This is a genomic window from Catenulispora pinisilvae (assembly GCF_015356865.1).
Classification (GTDB): Bacteria; Actinomycetota; Actinomycetes; order Streptomycetales; family Catenulisporaceae; genus Catenulispora; species Catenulispora pinisilvae.
In genome coordinates this window covers 1-255 of sequence record NZ_JAAFZA010000675.1, presented here as the reverse complement: position 1 = coordinate 255, position 255 = coordinate 1, and the positions used below count along the sequence as shown (strand labels likewise).

Here is a 255-nt window from a genome sequence, read left to right as displayed (position 1 = left end):
TCCGCCAGCGGCAACCGCCCCCTGGTGGTCCTGGCCAACCTCTCAGGATTCGACGGCTCCCCAGAATCAATGCGCAAACTCCAGCTGGAATACGGCGCCGAAATCGGCCGCGCCATCGTCAACTTCGCCGGCCCCATCATCTTCTGCGTCATCTCCCGCTACCACGGCGGCGCCTTCGTCGTCTTCTCCAAAGCCCTCAACCCCAACATGACCGTCCTAGCCCTGGAAGGCTCCTTCGCCTCCGTCCTAGGCGGC

The 255-nt window shown here is 64.3% G+C and carries 1 protein-coding gene; it reads left to right on the top strand.

Annotated elements, in window-relative coordinates:
• The coding region (locus IZR01_RS55000; RefSeq protein ID WP_194927946.1) for a carboxyl transferase domain-containing protein at positions 1 to 255 on the top strand (255 nt) is incomplete at both ends.